Annotated in this window: 3 protein-coding genes; all 3 read right to left on the bottom strand. The window is 39.7% G+C overall.

What is annotated here, in order from left to right; translation table 11 throughout:
- Positions 1-28: 28 nt before the first annotated feature.
- On the bottom strand, positions 29-1,369 hold the full coding sequence (locus VB694_RS23580) for a TldD/PmbA family protein (protein WP_323362774.1): 1,341 nt from the start codon (positions 1,367-1,369) through the stop codon (positions 29-31).
- Positions 1,370-1,471: 102 nt separating this feature from the next.
- The gene (locus VB694_RS23575) at positions 1,472-2,944 is read right to left on the bottom strand and encodes a TldD/PmbA family protein (protein WP_323362773.1); all 1,473 of its coding nucleotides are present in this window, start codon (positions 2,942-2,944) and stop codon (positions 1,472-1,474) included.
- Between the two features lie 200 nt (positions 2,945-3,144).
- On the bottom strand, positions 3,145-3,468 hold a 324-nt coding region (locus VB694_RS23570; protein WP_323362772.1), incomplete at its 5' end, for an NAD-binding protein.

The raw sequence follows: 3,468 nt of genomic DNA, 5'->3' as shown, positions 1-3,468 counted from the left end.
ACTCCTGACTCCTAACTCCTGCTATATATTACTCTCCAGTAATAGAAAGTTCACTTATCCAAATTCTGGGACAAACACCCCCTGGGGTTAACTCAACCTCTTTCTCTACATAAACAATTGATTTCAATAACTCCAGAAAATCACCTGCTACCGTTGCCGACTCAATACTGGTTTTTTCACCTTTATTAATTAACCAACCATCAAAAGGTAAAGAAAACGAACCTTGTAAAGATTTAACACCAGCATGGAGAGCTTGTAAATCATCAATTAAAATCACATTTTCCGCAGTTTCTAAACTCAATTCTTGCTCAGATTTACTTGCAGCAAAAACATGATAAAAATTGGGACTCACACTCACCTTTGCCCCAATACTTGCATTACCAGTAGGTTGAGTATTAAACCGTTTAGCTGTTCCCGCACTATGGAGAAAACTGGTTAAAACACCATTTTCAATTAATTTTATTTGACGAGTAGGAGTACCTTCACCATCAAAACTTTCTGCACCAATATTTGCGGGATGTAAAGCATCATCATAAACTGAAAGTAAAGGTGAAGCAATTTGTTTACCAATATCTTCAGCTTTGGATAAACTTTGATTATCCAAAATACTTTGGGCATTAAACAAATTAGAAAAAGCACCCAATAAACTCAAGAAAGCTTCAGGAGAAAAAACTACCTGATATTTTCCAGTTGTGATTTTTTCATAATGCAAATGACTGATAGTTTTATCAGCAGTTTCTTTAATGCAACCAGCAATATCTAAATCTGCCACATTTTCCTTAACTCGATAAGCGCCAGCACTGCGGGGTTTTTTACCTTCTTCCTCAGTTTTACTGTAAAGATAAACTGTAGCTAAAGAATGAGATTCAGTTCTTAAAGCACCATCACTATTAAGATAAAATCGGTCAATGTCTCTTTGAGCTAAACCATTATAAGGAACTCCTTTAATAGCAGGATGAGCCGCTAAAAGTTCTTTTTCTGCTACTAATAGTTTTTCGATTAGTTCAGAAACGGGTGCTTGAAGTGCTTTTTCTTTAGGATTGTATTCAATGGGAATAGTTGCTTCTGGACTAAAATCAGGAACGTTTTCTTTAACACCAAAAAAACTAGCTTCGTAAGCAGTTTGTAAAGCTAATTCTAAGCCTTTGGGGTCTACATCTGTGGTGCTGGTTACACCCATTGTGTTTTCTTCATTCCAAACCCGAACTGTGACACCAGAACGGTTAGAAGCTTTTACTTGTTTGGGTTCACCTTGGTCAACTTGAACGCTGGTATCATCTACAGTTGAGCCGTAAATATCGAATTTTTTAATGCCGAGTTTGGCAGCGTTTTCTTGAGCGTAGGTTGCGATTTCTTTAATGTTAGACATGATGCAATTTTGGATTTTAGATTTTTGAACGCAGATAAACACAGATAGACGCAGATGATATGGTTTATCTGTTTTCATCTAAATGATTTTTATTTGTTGTTTTTATCTGCCGCCAACGGTGATGGAATCAACTTTAATATGGGGTTGTCCTACTGTGGTGTAAATGCTGCCACTGACAGAACCACAAAAACCGGGAGCTAGTTCTAAATCTTGGGAACACATAGAAATTTTATTCATGATTTCTTTGGCTTCACCGATGAGAGTAGCGCCTTTTAATGGTTTGGTAAGGTTGCCATTTTCTATTAAATAAGCTTCATCAACACTAAAGTTAAATTGACCAGTTGCGCCAACACTACCACCACCCATTTTTTTGCAGTAAATACCTTTATCAACGGAGGCAAATAAATCTTGGTTGGTGTATTTGCCGCTATCAATATAAGTGTTTCTCATGCGACTAGCAGCAGCATAAGTGAAATTTTGACGGCGACCGCTACCTGTTCTTGGGTGTCCGGTGCGGGCTGAACCTGTTCTGTCAGCTAGGAAGTTTTTGAGAACGCCTTTTTCAATTAATAATGTTCTTTGGGCTGGCATTCCTTCGTCATCCATATCAATTGTCCCGAAGGCATTCTCAGCGCGTCCTTCATCCCAAGCTGTTAAACTTTCATGGGCAATTTTTTCGCCTTTTTTATCCGCAAATGGTGTGGTTTGGCGTTCAATTTGGGTAGTTTCTAATAGGTGTCCACAGGCTTCGTGGAAAATTACACCACCAAAATGATTGGCCATAATAATGGGGTAATTACCTGATTCTACGTAATCTGCATAAAGCATTTTACCCGCAGATTCGGCGATTTGTTCGGAGGCTTGTTGATAGTCCCAGGTTCTTAAAAAGTTAGGGTCACTGGTGTTACCTGCACGTTCAGCAATGGAAGAACGGTTAGCACCATCAGCACAAAGAATATTAAAGCCGACGGACTGAGTAAGGCGAACATCACGAGCAAATGTACCATCACTAGCAGCAACTAAGACTTCTTGCCAATCGCGGAAGTAAGAAGCGCGGCGTGATTGGACGTGAGTGGCTTTTTTGTTGAGTTGGCCTGTACCATCAAGAAGGATTTCTCCCATTTCACGGATGGAACTGCATAAAGGTAGCCAGCCATCTTTACCGCGTTTCGTGGCGTAGTCTCTCAATAATTCCAGATTAATTTCGGGAATGAAAGCACTAGGTCCAGGTAGTTGCAACCCCATGATAGACAAACCTTTTTCTAAGGCTGCTTTCAAGCCGGCAAATGTCAGATTGTTGGTACTAACGTAACAGTCAGCTTTGCCACGAAATACTCTCACTCCTGCACCAGTCGCTAAACTGGGGGAGATACTGGTGATGGTGTCGTCTTCTGCTAAACAACTAATGTAGTTACGACGTTCTAAAAATAATTCTACAAAATCAGCACCAGCGGCGCGTCCAAGTCCAAGAAGAGTAGCCAGAGGCGCTTCCCAGGTGTCATCGAAGCGTTCTGTAGTGGATGAATATTGTAAACTGGGGAGTTGATTGGAAAGAAGTAAGGTATTTGTAAGCATGAATAGCCTCGTCTGCTGGCGTTATCAAAAGATGTAACCGAAAAATCCTAGTGTCCTCAGTCTAACAAATCCATGAAAGCCGCTGTCGGCAGTTAGGCAGTAGAGGTTTCCTCACCTTCCTCTTCTGGGCATTAGTCAGAAAAATGAGAAATATTGGCATCTTGAAATTAATATCTGAATCAGGATTAATTAAAAAATGGTTATGCTTGTTCAGGTCTAACACTTAAATATCTATCTTTGCGAATAGTGTTAATAACAGTTTGGATATAACTTTCATCTCCACCCAAGGTTTTTAGTAAATGATTTCCTAACTCTAATGCGGCTTCAAATTCAGGTTGGACAACTTCTTTTGCACCCATTTGGGTTAAAAGGTCAATTTCTTTGTTACTGTGTGAGCGAGCAATTACATCTAAATTAGGTGCAATAGTCAGAGCATTTTTCAAAAGTAACCGGGTACTGGCAGGGTCAGGAAGAGCAATAGCTAAAGCTTTAGCCGTTTCTAAATGTGCTTTTTCTAAGAGGAT

It is taken from the genome of Anabaena sp. UHCC 0451 (assembly GCF_034931405.1).
Lineage (GTDB): Bacteria > Cyanobacteriota > Cyanobacteriia > Cyanobacteriales > Nostocaceae > RDYJ01.
Note: the sequence above shows the minus strand (reverse complement) of the source record. Positions and strands in the feature narration are given on the sequence as shown.